Origin of the sequence: Methylorubrum sp. SL192 (genome assembly GCF_026672325.1) — a bacterium.
Taxonomy (GTDB): domain Bacteria; phylum Pseudomonadota; class Alphaproteobacteria; order Rhizobiales; family Beijerinckiaceae; genus Methylobacterium; species Methylobacterium extorquens.
The window spans coordinates 5240358-5256476 of the sequence record NZ_JAPPQV010000003.1 but is presented as its reverse complement, the minus strand read 5'-3'; the positions used below and the strand labels follow the sequence as shown (position 1 = coordinate 5256476).

Below are 16119 nucleotides of genomic sequence, written 5' to 3'. Positions count from 1 at the left end.
GATCGTATCGTTTCGGGACAAGGCGCCCCTCCTGCCGCATGCCGCCGCCGGGAGCAAGCGGGACCGGACGATCCGCCATCCGCCCGCCGGATTCAGCTGCCACAGGCGTCTTAAGGTTAATGCGCGGTAAGTGGTCCGCCGGGGGACGGTGGCCCGCCGGTCGCGTTCCTTAACGGAAGCGAAAGCTCGCGGGCCGGCGTGTGTCCTGATACAGAACGTATCGGATAATCGTTGCCCGGGCTTTCTCTACGCCGACCCGGACAACGTCGAAAGAAACCGGAAGCCGCCTTGCGCCTGCCCCGCCTCAAGACGCTGACGACGCGGATCAGCCGCGCGGCCCTGGCCTTCGATGCCTGGGTCAATGCGAGCCTGTACGAGGGCGGCCATTCCACCACGGAAGCCTACGAGCGCTTCCAGGCGCGGATGCAGGTCTTCTCGGTCCGCGGCTGGAAGCGCTACGCCCTCGACCTCACCAGCGAGGGCGTCACCATTGGGACGGCGGGCGCCCTGCTGCTGCTGTTCCTGGCTCAGCCCGCCTTCAACCTCACCAGCGACAACTGGCTGAAGGCCCAGGATCTCGCCGTCACCTTCCTCGACCGCTACGGTACCGAGGTCGGACGCCGCGGCATCAAGCACGACGACTCGCTGAAGTTCGACGACTTTCCCGAGCTGATGATCAAGGCGCTGCTCTCGACCGAGGACCGGCGCTTCTACGAGCATTGGGGCATCGATCCGATCGGCACCTCCCGCGCGCTCGTCTCGAATTCCTCCGGCAAGGGCAACGTGCAGGGCGGTTCCACCCTGACGCAGCAGCTCGCCAAGAACCTGTTCCTGACGAACGAGCGCTCGCTGGAGCGCAAGGTCAACGAGGCGTTCCTCGCCTTCTGGCTCGAAGCGCACCTGACCAAGAACCAGATTCTCAAGCTCTATCTCGACCGCGCCTATATGGGCGGCGGCACCTTCGGCGCGGTGGCGGCGGCGGATTACTATTTCGGCAAGCGGCTGCAGGACATCACGCTGGCGGAAGCCGCGATGCTCGCCGGCCTGTTCAAGGCGCCGACCAAATACTCGCCCAACGTCAACCTGCCCGCCGCCCGCGGCCGGGCGGTGGACGTGCTGCACAACATGGTCGAGGCAGGCTTCGTCACGGAAGGCCAGATCCAGACGGCGTTGCGCAACCCCGCGACCCCGGTGACCCGCACCAAGGACATCACCGCCGATTACTATCTCGACTGGGCCTTCAACGAGGTGAAGCGGATGGCCGATGCGGGCAAGCTCCGCAACGACCGCGTGCTCACGGTGAAGACGCCGCTCGACCTCTCGATCCAGCGCTCCGCCGACCAGGCGGTCGAGAACATGCTGCGGCGGCTGGGCGACCAGTACGACGTGGACGAGGCCGGCGTGGTGATCCTCGATCCCGACGGGGCGCTGCGTGCCATGGTCGGCGGTGCCGATTACGGCGAGAGCCAGTTCAACCGCGCCACCGATGCGCTGCGCCAGCCGGGCTCCTCGTTCAAGCCCTATGTCTACGCTGCAGCACTCGCCTCCGGCCTGTTCAAGCCGGACACGCAGGTGGTGGATTCGCCGGTCTGCGTCGGCAACTGGTGCCCGCAGAATTACGGCCGCTCCTATTCCGGCCGCCAGCCGATGTGGCTCGCGGTGGCCAAATCGGTCAACACGATCCCGATCAAGGTCACCACGGCCATCGGCAAGGGGCTCGGCATCACCCACGACTGGAAGGCGGCGAAGGCCGGCCGCGAGAAGATCATCCAGCTCGCAAAAGCGATGGGCGTGACGACGCCGCTGACCGACACGCCCTCGCTGCCGATCGGCGCCACGGAGGTGACGGTGATGGACCAGGCGGCCGGCTTTGCTGTGTTCGCCAACGGGGGCAAGGTCGCCAAGCCCTACGTCGCCAGCGAGGTGCGCAATTCCAGCGGCGAGGTGATCTACCGCCACGCCGACGAGAAGCCGGTGCAGGTGCTGTCGTCCCAGGTGACGGCCGACATGAACTACATGCTCAACAAGGTCGTCGAGGAAGGCACCGCGCGAAAGGCCCAGATCGAGGGCGTGAAGGTCGCGGGCAAGACCGGCACGACCAACGGCTACCGCGATGCGTGGTTCGTCGGCTACACCGGCAACTATGTCGGCGCCGTCTGGTACGGTAACGACGACCACAGCCCGACCAACAAGATGACCGGCGGTTCGCTCCCCGCGATGACGTGGCACGAAATCATGGCCCCTGCCCATCAGGGCATCGAATTGAAGCCGATGCCCGGCCTGAACGATCGCCGGAGCGCACCGCAGGCTGCCCAGGCGCAGGCCGACGGCGCGGCGGCCGCCGCCAGCACCGGCGGCCGGCTCTCGCGCCGTTCCTTCGAGGTATTGTCAGGCCTCAACGGCCTGTTCCGCAACGTCGAGACCAACCGCTCCGCCGCCAAAAGCGAACCCGTCAAGAGCGATCCGGCGCGCTCCGGCGCCGTCGCCCCTGATCGGATGCGGGCACCCGGCCTCGTGCCCGTCGATGTCGCCGAGGGCGCACGCGCCTCCGGCGGCTTCGGGACGCCCTGAGGCCGACCCCATGGCCCTGTCGAGTGGAGTCGGCCCGGCGGCCGGGACATCGCTGCGTGAGGATGCGGGCGCCGAGCCGTCCGGGCGCCTGCCCACGCGGCGGCACAAGCGGCTACCCAAGCACCTGGGTCGCCTCGCGCGGGGCGCCGCCTCGCGCAGCTCGCGCGTCGGGCTGTTCGTCTACGCTCTCACCCTCGGCGGGCTCCTCGGCCTCGCCAGTGCCGATTACGCCACCAGCGGCGGCTATCCCTTCGGCGGGACAGCAATCGGAAGCTGGACGGCGTGGCCACGGGCGGGCTCGCTCGATTCCGACCCCTATGCCCGCGCCGTCAACGCCCGGCGCAGCGACATTCCCCTCGCGGTCGGGGAGGGCATGCTGCTGACCGCTGCCAGCGACGATGACGGGCGGACGCTGGACGCCGCCTGCAGCTATCGCCTTGCGGGCGTGACGCCACCGGCCCGCGCCTGGACCCTCACCGTGACCGGCCGTGGCGCGCTGGCGCCGGGTCAGGAGCCGGTTCGGACGGGCTTTACCTCCACCGAGATCCTGCGCGAGACCGATGGCCGCTTCGCGATCCTGCTGAGCCCCGAGGTCCAGCCCGGCAACTGGCTGCCGATGCCGCGGCCGAGGGGGCCGGTGCGACTGGCGCTGCGCCTCTACGACACGCCGGTGGCCGCGAGCGTCGGCTCGCTTGACCGGGATACCCTGCCGGTGATCGAGCGCACGGGGTGCGGGTCATGAGCCGCAGCGCGTTCTGGCTCGCCACCGCCTGCGGCCTCGTCATCGCCGGCATCGTCCACATCGCCACGGTGCTGGCGATCCCGCGCTTCTCGGAGGGCGACGCCTTCACCCGCGCGAGGGCGAGCGAAACCCTCGACCACCCCCTGCGCATCCACGGCCTCGCGGGCGCGCCCGCGGCGAACGGCGAATGGCTGCCCAATCCCGATCCGGCGGTCTCGGTCGGCGTGTGCTCCTACGACCTCGATGACGGGCCGATGCGAGTCTCGGCCCAGGCCGGCTCGCTGATGCTGTCGGTTTCGATGCACAGCCGCCGGGGTGCCTTCTACGCGGTGACCGATCAGGCGGCGGTGCGCGGCGGGCTCGATCTCGTGGTGATGACCCGCGCCCAGTTCGACGAGGCGCTGGCCAACGATGTGGCCGGCGAGGTGACGCGCGACGTGCGCATCGTCGCCCCCGCCCGGCGTGGCTTCGCGGTGGTCCGCGTGATCGCCGCCCTGCCGAGCGAGCGCGCGGTAGCCGACGCGGCGGTGCAGGCAGTATCCTGCACCATCGACAGCCCGGCCGAGCCGACGGGAGAGGAGCCGGGGAAGGGCAAGAGCTAAGGGCAGAACTGAAGAGGCAGGGGCTGAACGCCTCCGCTCCGCTGCCGCGAGCGCCGGTGCCGTCTTGGCCGTCCACAGCGATTGCAGGAGTGCGGGGCCGATCACCCGAGGGATCGTCGCCCCTGGCCGCCGGTTCACCCGATCCCGCTTCGGCCCTCGGACGGGCGGGCTGATCTTCGAGGAACGGGCGGATTATTTTCGCCGCAGCGGCTTTCGGGCGCGCCGCGTCCATGCGGGTGACCGTGAAAGCCATGCGCGTGGTTCGATTGTACCCACGACGATTTTTCTTTAGGGTCCGAGTCTTAGGTCTGTCGCAGGGATTCTACCGCGCGGCTGCCATTGGCCGGGACGCGGATCGCGCGAGAGCGCAGGGGCCCAAGGGGCTGCTGCCTTTTCACGCAGGCCTCTCATCCGATGGCAGCGGCGGATCGCGGGGCGGCCCAATGATTCGCGGAGGCGGCTCGCCGTCCCCATATCCGTCGGTGCCGAACCTGTCTGCGGGTTTGAAACGCCAGTGCGCCGTGGGCGCACCGAGGAAGAGTGTCATGAGTCAAACGGGCCGCGATGACCCGCAATCCCTGGACAGCCAACTCTGCTTTGCCGTCTACGCGGCGGCGCATGCCTTCGGTCGCGCCTATCGCAGCCTCTTGGCCCATCACGAGCTGACCTACCCGCAATATCTCGTTCTGCTGGTGCTGTGGGAGGAGGAGGGACTCTCGGTCAAGGAGATCGGCAGCCGCCTTTTCCTCGATTCCGGCACGCTCACGCCGCTGCTCAAGCGCCTGGAGGCCTCGGGCCATGTCCGCCGCGCCCGCGACCGGCCGGATGAGCGCCAGGTCAGCATCTTCCTCACGGACAAGGGGCGTGGGCTCAAGGGCAAGATGGACTGCCTGCCGCACACGGTGGGCGGCATGACCGGGATGACCCTCGATGAACGGCGCGCGCTCCTCGACAACCTCGCTTCCATGCGCGACGAGCTGCATGCCCGTGCCGGCAGCACCGAATTGCCGGCGGCGAACGCGTCTCGCTGACGCACCCGCCGGTCACTCAGGGATTTGAGACGAAGAAAGCCGCCCCGAGGGGCGGCTTTCCTGTTTGGTCCGATCGACTTCCGGAGGCGCGGGGCCTCAGGACTTCGTCTTGAGGTAGGCGATGATGTCGTCGACCTTCTTCGGGTCCTTGATGCCGGGGAAGACCATCTTGGTGCCGGGCACCTTCTTCTTCGGGTCGGCAAGCCACTCCTTGAGGTTGGCTTCGTCCCAGGTGAGGCCGGACTTCTTCAGCGCGTCGGAGAAGGCGTAACCGTCGGCACCCTCACCGGCCTTCGCGCCGACGACACCCTTCAGGGTCGGGCCGACGCCGTTCTTCTCGAAATTGTGGCAGGCCTTGCAGGGCGCGAACGCCTTCTCGCCGGCGGCGGCATCGCCCTCGGCATAGGCGGCGACAGGCAGCAGCAGCGCGAGGGCGGCGCCGAGGATGAGATGACGCATCGTTGTTTTCCTCCTTGAACGGCCGAAGCCGGCCTGCTTATGGCAGAGCTTTTAGCCTTAGAACAGATATAGACTATGCCGGGCACGCGTCCAGCCGAGGTGACTTCACGAAGACGCTTCCGGTCCTTTCGGTGGCTGCATGGGTCGGCGGGAACCGCCGTGCGTCCCGGGAGACTTTCCGTTAGAATGCGCGTCCGACGTCGTCCGGGCTGAACCTGAACTGCGGCGGCTGAAGCGAGGCTGAAGGCCCTGCACGCCGCTGTGGATCGCCGGAACGAAGACGTAAAAAAACAAATCTCTGGAGGAGATGCCGGCCATGTCGATCGCCTTCCCCGCGCCGGATGCGGATGTCATCGCCCGCCGCGAGGCGATCATCGAGGGGCTGTCCGCGCTGGTGGCGCCGGAGTCTCTGGTGACGACGGAGGACGAGCGCCGCGCCTTCGAGACCGACGGGCTCACCGCCTACCGCAAGATGCCGCTCGCCGTGGTGCTGCCCTCCACGACCCGCGAGGTCTCGGCGGTGATGGCCTTCTGCCACGCCAACGGCGTGCGGGTGGTGCCGCGCGGCGCCGGCACGTCGCTGGCCGGCGGTGCCATCGCCCAGGAGGATGCGATCATCCTCGGGGTGGGCAAGATGACGCGCATCCTCGATCTCGATTTCGCCAATCGTATCGCCCGGGTGGAGGCTGGCATCACCAACCTTGCGATCTCCGGGGCGGTGGCGCATGAAGGCTTCTTCTACGCCCCCGACCCGTCGAGCCAGCTCGCCTGCACCATCGCCGGCAACATCGCCATGAATTCCGGCGGCGCGCATTGCTTGAAATATGGCGTAACCACCAACAACCTCATGGGCGTGACGCTCGTGACCAACGACGGCACCGTGGTCGAGCTCGGCGGCGAGCATCTCGATTCCGGCGGCTACGACCTGCTCGGGCTGATCTGCGGCTCGGAAGGCCAGCTCGGCATCGTCACCGAGGCCACCGTTCGCATCCTGCGCGCTGCGGAAGGCGCGCGGCCGGCCCTGGTCGGCTTCTCCTCGGTCGAGGATGCCGGCGCCTGCACCGCGGCGATCATCGCGGCGGGCATCATCCCCGTCGCCATCGAGTACATGGACCGCGAGGCGATCCTCATCACCGACGACTTCGCCAAGGCCGGCTACCCGCGCGACGCCGCCGCGATGCTGATCATCGAGGTCGAGGGCTCGGACGAGGAATGCTCGGACATGCTGGCGCGCATCGAGGCGATCGCCGCAGGGTTCAACCCGACCAGCATCCGCGTCTCGAAGTCGGAAGCCGAATCCGCTGCGATCTGGAAGGGCCGCAAATCCGCCTTCGGCGCCACCGGGCGCATCTCCGACTACATCTGCATGGACGGCACGATCCCGACCGGCCAGCTGGGCCATGTGCTGGAGCGGATCGAGGCGATCTGCGCCGAGCAAGGGCTTCGCGTCGCCAACGTGTTCCATGCCGGCGACGGCAACCTGCACCCGCTGATCCTGTTCGATATCAACAAGCCCGGCGAGTTGCAGAAGGCCGAGGCCGCGGGCGACGCGATCCTCAAGCTCTGCGTCGAGGTCGGCGGCTGCCTCACCGGCGAGCACGGGGTTGGGATCGAGAAGCGCGAGCTGATGCGCTTCCAGTACACGCAGGACGACCTCGAACAGCAGATGCGCGTGCGCAACGTGTTCGATCCGGCCTGGCTGATGAACCCGGCCAAGGTGTTCCCGCTCGAGGGCCGGATCGCGGCCTGACCGGACCGCGGAACGGATGCGGTCGCGGCCGGTTGGCGTCTCACCCGCTTCGCATCGGCCTGCGACGATCGCGCCGGGACGATGCGCCAACCAGAGGCTCACGTGATGAAACATCCGATTCTGACCGCTGCCGTCCTCGCTCTCGGCGCGGCCGCTCTGGCCGGCCCGGTCGAGGCCAAGGGCTGTCTCAAGGGCGCCGTCGTCGGCGGCGCGGCGGGCAGCATGGCCGGCCACGGCAAGGCCGGTGCCGCTGCCGGTTGCGCCATCGGCCACCACGAGGCTAACAAAAAGGACAAGTCCGGCGGTCAGAGCCCGCAACAGGGCTCCGCGAAGTAAGGCTGTCCTCCCCGGTGCCACGCTACTTCTTCCACACCCGCATCGGCGCCGACGCCCTCACGGACGACGAGGGCGTGGAGCTGCGTGATCCCGATCAGGCCTGGCGTGTGGCGCGGGCGACGATCCGCGCCAGCCTGGAGGAAGAGGGAAGCGACCCGCGGCTGGTCACAGCGATCCTCGTCGTCACCGACGAGGCCGGGGATGTCGTCCTGGAATTCCCCTTCGCCGAGGCGATCCCCGAACCGGGTGCCGAGCCCGAGCCGGGGGAGGGGACACTGCATTGAGGGCGAGGCGGGTGCTCTACTCCGCCGGCCCGAGCCGCTCACTTCGGAAGGCACCGTAGCCGCTGCGGGCCAGCCGCTCGGCCAGAGCCGGCATGAACAATTCGGCTTCCGCCGCCAGGGTCCAGGGCGGGTTGATGACCACGAGGCCGGTGCCGGTCAGGCGTGTCGGATCGTCGGGCCGCTCGATCATCAGGTCGAGGCGCAATGCGGGCCGCTCCAGCCCCGCATCGAGCGCCGCCGCCATGCGATGGACCCCGGACACGTCCTTGATCGGATACCAGCCGAGATAGATCCCGGTCGGCCATTTCCGCGCGGCCTTCAGCAAGTGAGCGCCCAAACGGTCGATCTCGCCGCGTTCCTCGTAGGGCGGATCGATCAGCACGAGGCCCCGGCGCTCCGGCGGCGGGATCAGGGCGTTGAGCGCGGTCCAGCCGTCGAGATGCATCACCTTCGTGCGGGAATCGCTGGCGTAGCGCCCTGCGAGCGTTTGCGCGTCGGCCGGATGCAACTCCACGAAGACGCCCTTGTCGCCGGCCCGCAGGGCTTCGCGGATGATCGCGGGTGAACCGGGATAGGTGGTGGCACCAAACCGCGCCCGCACGGCGGCAACCGCTTCGCGATAGGGCGCGAGCAGGGCCTCGACCTCGGGCGTGAACGGCACGTCGAGCCGGCCGAAGCCATCGTGCCACTCGCCCGTGCGCCCGGCCTCATCTGCTTCGAGGTCGTAGACGCCGAGGCCCGCATGGGTGTCGATGGCGCGGAACGGTTTATCCTTGGCGCGGAGATGGACGAGCACGCGGGTCAGCACGAGGTGCTTGAGCACATCCGCGAAATTGCCGGCGTGGAAGGCGTGACGGTAGTTCAGGGTATGGTCCCCACTGAGTGAGGCCTGCGCTTATCAGGAAAGCCGTGCCCGCGTCACCGAGCCGCGTCGACCGACACCTCGCCGGCCCGGCAGTTCTGGCGCGCCACCTCGGGGCAGGGGGTGAAGCCGCGCAGATCCTTCGAGAAGCAGATCCGCACGTCCTGCAATTGCCCGCGGCGGCAGGTCACCGACATCATGTCCGGGCGCAGGCCCTTATTGGCCATCACGAACTGCCGGGCGATCTCGATCGGGGCGGCGCGCAGGCTCACATCCGGCTTCGCGAAGGCCTCGGGAATCGTCACCGCCTCGCGCGCCGTCTTCACCGCCTTGAAATAGGCGAGGGGATCGAGGCCGGAGCAGGTGCCGTGGGTGCGCCACTCGTGGCGGGCCAGCCCCTCGCTCGGCATGATCTCGCCCGCAGCCTCGACCGCGTTGCGGGTTAGCGGGCGCTCCACCGCCGAGCAGTTCGAGGGATAGCCGCGCTCGTATTGCGGCCACAGCCCGTGCACCACGAAGCCGAGTCCGCGGCCCGGGGCACATTGCCCGTTCCGGTCGCGGCGCGCACCCTCGCCATCGCAATAGGTCGGCGACCACGACAGCGACAGCACGTAGAAGTCGAAACTGCCGGGCTCGCCGCCGCGGCGGAACCCGCCGAAATCCTGCGCGCCCGCACCGGAGGCCAGGGTCAGCCCGAGGGCCAGGGCGACGAGGGGGCGGAAGCGGGGCATGGAAGGGACTCGGGGGGCGGCAGGACGCCTCAGGACGATGCCGGGCGCGGCCTGCAAGTCAAGCTTGCATCCGCGCGCTGCTCCCGGTTTCCCGCCCCGATCAGGGCCGCGCCATCCGGCAGGCGGTGGCGTAGGCGTAGGCGTTGTTGCGGTCGAGGCCGTGGACGCAGAAATCGACGCCCCAGGTCGAGCCGATGATGCCGAGGCTCTCGCGCACCGAGTAATCGACCTTGCGCCGCACCCCGTCCGAGGTGGTGGCGAGGGCCGAGCAGAAGCGGCGCGGGATGAAGTCGACGCCGTAGGGGCGCCACGCCGTGCGCTCGATCCGCTCGTAGGAAACGATCGTCAGCGACGAGTTCCAGAACTTCGCCTCCTTCTCGGCAAACTGGGTCGAGACCTTCTCCAGAACGTCCGCGTCCTGGCAGCCGGGAATGTCGGCGTCGTAGGGGAAGGTCTGCTCCTCGGCCGGCGAGATTTCCTCGCGGCCGGAGCGGGCGTGCGCCGGCAGTACGGACGAAGCCGTGACGAGGCCGAGCGCCAGGACGGCGAGGGGAAGGTTCGGGCGCATGCCGCTCAGATCCGCCAGTTGAGGGTGCCGTGGCGCGACGCAGGCCCGTTCAGGGCTAGGCGCAGCGGGCACCGGATGGGCGAAAGACGATGCGCTGCGCTTGGCTCAAGTCAAGCTTCGACCGGGCCCGGGCGCCGCTTTTGGTCCGGGCTGGGGTGCGCCGGGCACACCCCTGAAGGATTAATAGATCGGTTCGTCGGGAGCGTGGTCCGAGGCATGGGGCGCAGCCAGCGACAGCGGCGCGTAGGCCGCGTCATGCGCCGGAACCGGGGAGCGGGGCCGGCTCGGGGCCGGGGCGGCGGCGTAAGCCGTCGGCGCGGGTGCGGCCGGCGCGCGGGCGACGCGCGTGCCGGTCGAGCGCGAGGAGGTCGGCGCGACGCCGTAGGGGTCGTCCTCTTCGACGTCGATCGGGGCCTGGGTCGGGACGGTCTGGCGCGCAGGCGGGCGCGGCGAGGCCAGCGGCCGCGGCGATCCGTCGGCGAGGTTGAGCTGCGACTCGAACTTCAGCAGCGGCTTGCAGATGCGCTTCAGGCCGCGCGGGTCGTGCATCGCCAGATCGACGTGGATGTGGTCGTAGTGGAACACGTTGGAACCCGGCGCCAGCACGGTCGAGAACCGGGCGCAGGCCCCCACGAAGACCTCGCGCAGGAAGGCCTGCTCGGCCTCGGTGCCGCGCCAGCCGCCCTTGACGGTGATGACGTGCCCGTCGGCGAGCGTGAAGGACATGATGTCGAGCGCGTTGCCGAACGAATGCTCGGAGAGCTTGGCACCGGCTTGGTTGTTGCGGCCGCGGCAGGAATAGGTGCCCGCGTTGATCTCGGCCACCGGCACGCCGAAATAGAGGTTGGCGGCGGGCTGGATCGTGTCGGCGAGCCACGCCTCGGCCTCGGCGAGCGCCGGGCAGGCCAGCGTCATGCGCTGCTTAAGCGCAACCGTGCCGCCGCCGAGCCGGGTGACCTTGAACGGCTGCTGCATGCCGCACGGGCCGGGGCCGTCGATCTCCTTGGCGAGCGAGACATAGGCCGTCGGCTGCACGAGCTTGCGCGCGATGCACATCTGTTCGGCTTGGTCGCGCCATGCTTCCCGGCGCTCGAACCGGTTGATCGCACAGCCCGTGAGCCCCGCGCCGAACAGCACCAGAGCCGAGAACGCTAACGCTTTACGCCACATGGACGCGACGATGCGCACCGTCCCGTAAACGAGCCGCTAACGATGCGCGATCGGATCCGCCCTCATGTGGAGCGCTGTTGACAGATTCGACACGGACCGTGACTCGGATGGGCATGACCTCGCTTCTCGACATCCGCGCCCGTGTCGCGGACGATACCCTCTCGGCCGCGGACGCGATTCAGACAGCGCGCGAGCGGATCGCCGCGCGCGACCCCGCCATCGGCGCCGTGTTGCGCCTTGCGCCCGAAACGACGGCCGTCCCTGCGCATGGGCCGCTCGCCGGCATCGCGGTGGGGATCAAGGACATCATCGACACCGCCGACATGGCGACCGAGTCCGGCTCGGGGATCTATGCCGGCTGGCGACCCAGGGCCGACGCGGCGATCGTGTCGCGGCTGCGCGCGCTCGGCGCCGTGCCCCTCGCCAAGACCGCGACCACGGCCTTTGCCGGTCTCGACCCTGCTGCCACCGTGAACCCGCACGATCCCGGCCATACGCCGGGCGGCTCCTCCTCGGGCTCGGCCGCGGCCATCGCCGCCGGGATGCTGCCCCTGGCGCTCGGCACTCAGACCGGCGGCTCGGTGATCCGCCCGGCGGCCTTCTGCGGGATCGCGGCGATCAAGCCGTCGTTCCGGCTGCTGCCGACGGTTGGGGTCAAGACCTTCTCCTGGGCGCTCGACACGGTCGGCCTGTTCGGTGCCTCCGTCGCCGACATCGCCCACGCGCTCGCTCTGATCGCGGACCGGACCGGCATCGAGGCGCCCGCCCCGGAGCACCCGCGCCTCGCCCTCTGCCTTCAGGATTTCGCGGGGAGCGCCGACGCGGACGCGCTCGCGGCGCTCGATCACGCGGCCCGTGCCGTCGAGCGGGCCGGAGCGGTTCTGCGCGATCTCGTCCTGCCGGAACCCTTCGCGCGGGCCTGGGCCGCGCACCCGACCGTGCAGGATTTCGAGGCGCGCCAAGCGCTCGCCTGGGAATATGCCGAACACCGGGAGTCCCTGCCGCCGGTTCTGCGCGGCCAGCTCGACCGGGCGCAGGATCTCAGCGCCGCCGATTACGACGCCGCCCGCCGCGAGGCGCACCGGGCGCGCCGCCTGCTCAAGGAGCTGTTCGCGGATGTCGATGCGATCCTCACGGTGTCCAGCGTCGGTCGCGCGCCCAAGGGGCTCGGCTCGACCGGGGATGCCCGCTTCAACCGCCTCTGGACCCTGATGGGCGTGCCCTGCGTCACCGTTCCGGTGCCGGGCGACGGACTGCCGCTCGGCGTGCAGGTGATCGCCCGCTTCGGCGACGACGGACGGGCGCTCGCCGTCGCGCGGATGATCGAGGGGGCGCTGGCGCGGGCATAGAGCCTCATTCGGAGCGGCTTTGTCCGGCGGCGCTCGAGACCGAACGGAAAGCAGGGGCTCGCCGGAGCCGTAGCCGACCCCAGTGCGTCAGGCCGGCGTCTCTCGGTCCTTGGTTTGACGGGCCGCCTTGCGCCGTTCCGTGAGCGGCAGGTCGATGGAGCAGTGCAGAGCGGTCTCGCTCAGCTCGTAGCGCGTGCGCGCGTCGAGGGCGTAGGGCAGCGCCTTCTCGATCAGCTCGCGCCCGTAGCCGCGCCGTTGCGCGGCGCCTTCTTCGCGCGGGCGCTCGATCTCCGTCTCGCTCCAATGCAGGGCGAGCCGCATCCGGTCGTCCTCGGTATAGGTGCGCCACGTCACGCTCAGCCGCCCCGTGTCTCCGGAGAGCGCGCCGTATTTGCGGGCGTTGGTCGCAAGTTCGTGCAGGGCCAGCGCGAAGGTCTGCACCGTGGCCTTGCGCAGCCGCACGGATGGACCGTCGAGATAGATGCGGTCGGACGCCTCCCAGGCACCGAGGGCGTCGAGTTCCGTGGCGATGAGGGCGTGCAGGGTGATCGGCTCGATGGTCGAGCGGGAGAGCAGGCCCTGCACCCGCGAGAGCACCGCGAGCCGGTCGTAGAACCGCGCGCGGAACATCGGCATGGAATCGCTTCGGGCCATGGTCTGCTCGGCCAGCGAGCGCACCACCGTGATGAGGTTGCGCGTGCGGTGCTGCAACTCGGCCACCATCACGCCCTGCTGCTCCTGCAGCTGCCGCAGGTCGTCGATGTCGGTCGAGGTGCCCAGCCACTCGACGATGTCGCTGCCCTCGCGCAGCGGCAGGGCCCGCGACTGGAACCAGCGATAGCGGCCCTCGGGGGCGTGACGGATTCGGTAATCGACGGCCAGCGCCTCGGCCGCGGCGGCGCCGCTCCAGGCATTCTGGGCCCGGTCGCGATCCTCGGGATGAACCGCGTCGAGCCAGCCGAAGCCGCGGCTCTCGGCCTCGGTCTGGCCGGTATAGCGGCACCATTGCGGGCTCGCCCAGCTCCACGCGCCGCCATCGCCCGCCCGCCAGACGAGCTGGGGGATGCCTTCGACCAGGGCACGCTGCCGGGCTTCGCTCGTGCGCAGCTCCGTTTCGGCCTGCGCCCGCTCGGCCGCCTCCCAGGTCCGCGCGGCTACCTCCTCGATCAGGGTCGTCTCGGAGCGCGTCCACGTCCGGGGCTCGCGATGGGTTAGGTAGAGGACGGTGCGGACCCGGCCGTCGCGGACCAGCGGCACCGCCACGAAGCTACCGACGGCGCCCTGTCGCCAGACGCCGGGGGCCGCAACGGCCGCGGCATCGTCCACGATGATCGTCTCGCCGTTTCGGAGCCGATCGAGAACCGCCCGGCCGAAGGCCGTGATGGGCAGGGGGCCGAGCCGAGCCTCGGACTCGGCGTGATAGCCGACCTGCCGCTCGATCTGCTTCCCGTCCGCGGAGAGGCGCGCGTAGCCGACCCGTCCGGCGCCCAGATGGCGCCCCAGCGCCTCGACTACGGTCTGAAGGGCGGCCTGCGGGTCGGTCTGGTCCTGAAGCCGGTCGGCGAGGTCGAGAAGGAAGGCCTGCCGTGCCTCCTCCGCCCGCAGGCTCTGGGCGGCGATGTGCTGGTCGTGGATGTCCGTGGCGGCGCCGATCCAGCGCGTGATCCGACCTTCCGCGTCCCGCGCCGGGGCGTGGCGGATCAGGAACCACCGAAAGGGGCCGTCGCGGCGGCGGATGCGCTGCTGCCGCTCCACCGGCCGGCCGGTGGTGAAGGCTTCCGTGAAGATGCGCTTCGTCTCCTCCCGCTCGTCGGTTGGGATGGTGGCCAGCCAACCGCCGTTCTGGACCTCGTCTTGCGTCTGGCCGGTATAGGCGCCCCATTGCTGGTTCACGACGATGACCTTGCCCTCGGGATCGCAGTTCCAGAGCAGGCTCGGCACGAGTTCGGCGAGGGTCCGGAAGCGCTCCTCGCTCTCGCGCAGAGTGTCGGCGGTGCGCTTGCTCAGCAGGGCCTGGAGGATGGCCGGGGCCAGGGCCTCGGCGGCCTCGAGATCCTCCGACCGGTATCCGCCCGCGCGGTTGCCGAGCCCGATCATGCCGATGGTCTGTCCGTTCCGCTTCAGCGGGACGCCGAGAAAGGCCTGCAGGCTCGGGTGGCCCGCCGGTGTCCCGATCCGGTCCGGGTGCGAGCCGGGATCATTGGCGATGAGGCTTTTCCCGTCGCGCAGCACGCGGCCGTAGAGACCGTGGATCTTGAGCCCTTTCGGGCCGACGCCCTTGGAAAAAGCGGAGTTCTCCATCGCGAAGTGCTGCCAGCCGCGATCGCTGATGGAGAGTTCGTCGAACCGGTCGTTCTCCTGATCGACCTCCCCCATGAAGCTGAAGGCGCTCTGCGTCACATCCTCGGCGACCGCGAGGCAGACGCGGCCGAGTTCCTCTTCCGTGGGGGCGGTCAGCGCCTCACGGAAGATGCGGTTGATCCCTTCGAGCACCGCGTTCTTGCGCCGGATGTCCGCTTCCGCCCGGCCGCGCTCGACCGCCGACCAGATCCGCTCGGCCACCTCCCGCAGCAATCCCAGGTCGGCGTCCGTCCAATCGCGTGGGGTCGAGTGGGTGACCCAGAGCGCGCCGACCAGGCTGCCGTTCTTGATGAGCGGTGTGCCCATGCAGGCGCCGATCTGCAGGGCGGCGAAGGCGGGACGGCTCGCTTCCGGAACCGAGGCCTGTGTGTCGGCCAGGACGTGGCATTCCCCGCGGCGGAGGATCTCGGCGGACCATTCGAAGTCCGCGAGCCTGTGCTCGCCGGCGATCGAGGGCGCATCGCCGCGAACGTGGTCCCACGCGATCCGGATGATCCCGGCGGCTTCGTCGGCGGTCGCGTAGTAGCACCGGTCCACATCCAGCCGCTCGCCCACCAGCCGGCATGCCGCGCTCTGGATCGCCTCCGGATCGGTCAGCGAGCGCACCGCATCGCTCAGCGCCAGGAGGAAGGCCTGCCGCTCCTCGCGATCGCGCAGGGCCGTCTCGGCGACTTTGCGCTCGGTGACGTCGTCGTAGAGGATCAGCAGGCGGTCGTTCGCCTGCGGGTAGACGGAGACCTCGAACCAGCGCCCCATCGGCGTGTCCGTGTGCTCCAGCCGTGCCGGCAGGCCCGTCGCGGCGATGCGGTCGTAGGTCTCGACCCACCAGAGATCGAGGTCGGGCACCACTTCGCGTCCCGTCCGCCCGCGTGCTTCCGCGGCCGGCAGACCGACCAGCCGCTCGAAGGCGGGATTCAGCTCGATGTAGCGGAAATCGACGGCCCGGCCCTGCTCGTCGCGCACGAATTCGAGTTCGCAGAAACCCTGCCCCATGGTCTGGAATAGGGTGCGGTACTTCTCTTCGCTCGCCCGAAGCGCCGCTTCGGCCCAATCGAATTCAAGGATCCGTTGCGCCGTTGCGTCGCGATTCGACGGCCACCCGGGCGGGTCTGTTCTTTGGCCCATCCTGCGCCCTGCTGCGGCTCGATGGGCAACACCTAATCGATAGGTTGTCGATTTTGTAAAGCACGCTTGCGTTGTGGAGGCCTACCTCGCCGAGATGTGTACGGTGCGCGATATGTACGGGGCCCGGCCCGCCGCACCGCCGGTTCCGGCCCGGAACCGGCGGTGCGGAGGCCGCGCG

The 16119-nt window shown here is 69.5% G+C and carries 14 protein-coding genes; 8 read left to right on the top strand and 6 right to left on the bottom strand.

Annotated features, from left to right (window positions below):
* The first annotated feature begins 288 nt into the window (after nt 1-288).
* From OVA30_RS25520 to OVA30_RS25505, 4 genes are all read left to right on the top strand, one after another.
* Nucleotides 289-2571 carry a transglycosylase domain-containing protein gene (locus tag OVA30_RS25520; RefSeq protein WP_268177397.1) on the top strand — a complete coding sequence of 761 codons (2283 nt, stop codon included), beginning with the start codon at nt 289-291 and terminating at the stop codon, nt 2569-2571.
* Between the two features lie 10 nt (nt 2572-2581).
* A complete protein-coding gene (locus OVA30_RS25515) occupies nt 2582-3313 on the top strand; it encodes a DUF1214 domain-containing protein (RefSeq protein WP_056501505.1) in 732 nt (243 codons plus the stop codon).
* The gene (locus tag OVA30_RS25510; protein WP_003605377.1) at nt 3310-3915 is read left to right on the top strand and encodes a DUF1254 domain-containing protein; all 606 of its coding nucleotides are present in this window, start codon (nt 3310-3312) and stop codon (nt 3913-3915) included. The genes OVA30_RS25515 and OVA30_RS25510 overlap by 4 nt, the downstream gene beginning before the upstream one ends.
* 545 nt (nt 3916-4460) lie before the next feature.
* On the top strand, nt 4461-4946 hold the full coding sequence (locus OVA30_RS25505; RefSeq protein WP_003605378.1) for a MarR family winged helix-turn-helix transcriptional regulator: 486 nt from the start codon (nt 4461-4463) through the stop codon (nt 4944-4946).
* 96 nt (nt 4947-5042) lie between these two features.
* Here OVA30_RS25505 and OVA30_RS25500 read toward each other — a convergent pair whose 3' ends face one another.
* Nucleotides 5043-5405 (bottom strand): c-type cytochrome, encoded by a 363-nt coding sequence (locus OVA30_RS25500; protein ID WP_268177395.1) that lies wholly within the window; start codon nt 5403-5405, stop codon nt 5043-5045.
* Nucleotides 5406-5721: 316 nt separating this feature from the next.
* On the opposite strand from OVA30_RS25500, the gene OVA30_RS25495 reads away from it, so the two are divergent.
* From OVA30_RS25495 to OVA30_RS25485, 3 genes are all read left to right on the top strand, one after another.
* Nucleotides 5722-7155, top strand: coding sequence for an FAD-linked oxidase C-terminal domain-containing protein (locus OVA30_RS25495; RefSeq protein ID WP_268177394.1), 1434 nt, complete (start codon nt 5722-5724; stop codon nt 7153-7155).
* 105 nt (nt 7156-7260) lie between these two features.
* On the top strand, nt 7261-7491 hold the full coding sequence (locus OVA30_RS25490) for a hypothetical protein (RefSeq protein WP_268177393.1): 231 nt from the start codon (nt 7261-7263) through the stop codon (nt 7489-7491).
* Between the two features lie 14 nt (nt 7492-7505).
* Complete coding sequence (locus OVA30_RS25485; protein ID WP_012252631.1) at nt 7506-7775, top strand: DUF6894 family protein; 270 nt, start codon at nt 7506-7508, stop codon at nt 7773-7775.
* 16 nt (nt 7776-7791) lie between these two features.
* On the opposite strand, the gene OVA30_RS25480 is transcribed toward OVA30_RS25485, so the two are convergent.
* The 4 genes from OVA30_RS25480 to OVA30_RS25465 all read right to left on the bottom strand — a co-directional run bounded on the left by OVA30_RS25480 (nt 7792) and on the right by OVA30_RS25465 (nt 11106).
* Complete coding sequence (locus OVA30_RS25480) at nt 7792-8598, bottom strand: 23S rRNA (adenine(2030)-N(6))-methyltransferase RlmJ (RefSeq protein ID WP_268177392.1); 807 nt, start codon at nt 8596-8598, stop codon at nt 7792-7794.
* Between the two features lie 95 nt (nt 8599-8693).
* Nucleotides 8694-9368 carry a ribonuclease T2 gene (locus tag OVA30_RS25475; protein ID WP_268177391.1) on the bottom strand — a complete coding sequence of 225 codons (675 nt, stop codon included), beginning with the start codon at nt 9366-9368 and terminating at the stop codon, nt 8694-8696.
* A 100-nt stretch (nt 9369-9468) separates the two neighbouring features.
* Nucleotides 9469-9936 carry a hypothetical protein gene (locus OVA30_RS25470; RefSeq protein ID WP_003605391.1) on the bottom strand — a complete coding sequence of 156 codons (468 nt, stop codon included), beginning with the start codon at nt 9934-9936 and terminating at the stop codon, nt 9469-9471.
* 180 nt (nt 9937-10116) lie between these two features.
* A complete protein-coding gene (locus OVA30_RS25465) occupies nt 10117-11106 on the bottom strand; it encodes an extensin-like domain-containing protein (protein ID WP_268177390.1) in 990 nt (329 codons plus the stop codon).
* Nucleotides 11107-11219: 113 nt separating this feature from the next.
* Here OVA30_RS25465 and OVA30_RS25460 point away from each other — a divergent pair, with 113 nt between their 5' ends.
* Nucleotides 11220-12455, top strand: coding sequence for an amidase (locus OVA30_RS25460; protein ID WP_268177389.1), 1236 nt, complete (start codon nt 11220-11222; stop codon nt 12453-12455).
* 87 nt (nt 12456-12542) lie between these two features.
* Here the strand turns inward: OVA30_RS25460 and OVA30_RS25455 are convergent, their stop codons facing one another.
* Complete coding sequence (locus OVA30_RS25455; protein ID WP_268177388.1) at nt 12543-15941, bottom strand: GAF domain-containing protein; 3399 nt, start codon at nt 15939-15941, stop codon at nt 12543-12545.
* Between the last annotated feature and the right edge of the window lie 178 nt (nt 15942-16119).

Excerpts from the sequence above, each read along its gene's own strand:
- OVA30_RS25505 (WP_003605378.1), top strand. The coding sequence starts at position 4,461 with ATGAGTCAAACGGGCCGCGATGACCCGCAATCCCTGGACAGCCAACTC.
- OVA30_RS25465 (WP_268177390.1), bottom strand. The coding sequence starts at position 11,106 with ATGTGGCGTAAAGCGTTAGCGTTCTCGGCTCTGGTGCTGTTCGGCGCG.
- OVA30_RS25470 (WP_003605391.1), bottom strand. The coding sequence starts at position 9,936 with ATGCGCCCGAACCTTCCCCTCGCCGTCCTGGCGCTCGGCCTCGTCACG.
- OVA30_RS25490 (WP_268177393.1), top strand. The coding sequence starts at position 7,261 with ATGAAACATCCGATTCTGACCGCTGCCGTCCTCGCTCTCGGCGCGGCC.
- OVA30_RS25455 (WP_268177388.1), bottom strand. The coding sequence starts at position 15,941 with ATGGGCCAAAGAACAGACCCGCCCGGGTGGCCGTCGAATCGCGACGCA.
- OVA30_RS25510 (WP_003605377.1), top strand. The coding sequence starts at position 3,310 with ATGAGCCGCAGCGCGTTCTGGCTCGCCACCGCCTGCGGCCTCGTCATC.
- OVA30_RS25500 (WP_268177395.1), bottom strand. The coding sequence starts at position 5,405 with ATGCGTCATCTCATCCTCGGCGCCGCCCTCGCGCTGCTGCTGCCTGTC.
- OVA30_RS25460 (WP_268177389.1), top strand. The coding sequence starts at position 11,220 with ATGACCTCGCTTCTCGACATCCGCGCCCGTGTCGCGGACGATACCCTC.
- OVA30_RS25495 (WP_268177394.1), top strand. The coding sequence starts at position 5,722 with ATGTCGATCGCCTTCCCCGCGCCGGATGCGGATGTCATCGCCCGCCGC.
- OVA30_RS25515 (WP_056501505.1), top strand. The coding sequence starts at position 2,582 with ATGGCCCTGTCGAGTGGAGTCGGCCCGGCGGCCGGGACATCGCTGCGT.
- OVA30_RS25475 (WP_268177391.1), bottom strand. The coding sequence starts at position 9,368 with ATGCCCCGCTTCCGCCCCCTCGTCGCCCTGGCCCTCGGGCTGACCCTG.